Source organism: Vibrio sp. 2132-1, assembly GCF_033344315.1.
Window position 1 is genome coordinate 1 of the sequence record NZ_JAWPON010000934.1, and the last position, 500, is coordinate 500.

Here is a 500-nt window from a genome sequence, read left to right on the forward strand (position 1 = left end):
TGTTTCTGCGATGGCAAAAAAACAAAAAAATGATGTAGCTGACTGGTTAATGCACAAGCAAAGAGTTCAGTATGGCGGCCGAGTTTACGAGCGCTCTGGTGGAATTAAGCCTTTTCTAAAATCCATTCGAGACGGCTACATTGGGTATTACCTACCCGATCAAGATCATGGCCCTGAACACAGCGTATTTGTCGACTTTTTCGCCACACGTAAAGCAACGCTCCCTGGGTTGGGTAAAATTGCTAAACTATCACGTTCCAAAGTATTACCTCTGTTCGCTTCAATGAACACCGAAGATGGCACATTCGATATCGAAATTTTGCCTGCATTTGACTTAGACAAAGGTGAAGAACAAGACGCTCGTACCTGTAACGAAGCAATTGAATACTTCGTCGGTGATAAACCAGAGCAATATATGTGGGTGCTACAGCTATTGCATTCACAAGAAGACGGCAACAATTATTACAATCTCTTTAAGCCGAGATACAGCACTGACTGGC

Annotated in this window: 1 pseudogene; it reads left to right on the top strand. The window is 43.2% G+C overall.

What is annotated here, in order from left to right:
* Positions 1-500: pseudogene (locus R8N47_RS28805) on the top strand (lauroyl-Kdo(2)-lipid IV(A) myristoyltransferase); the annotation flags it as partial.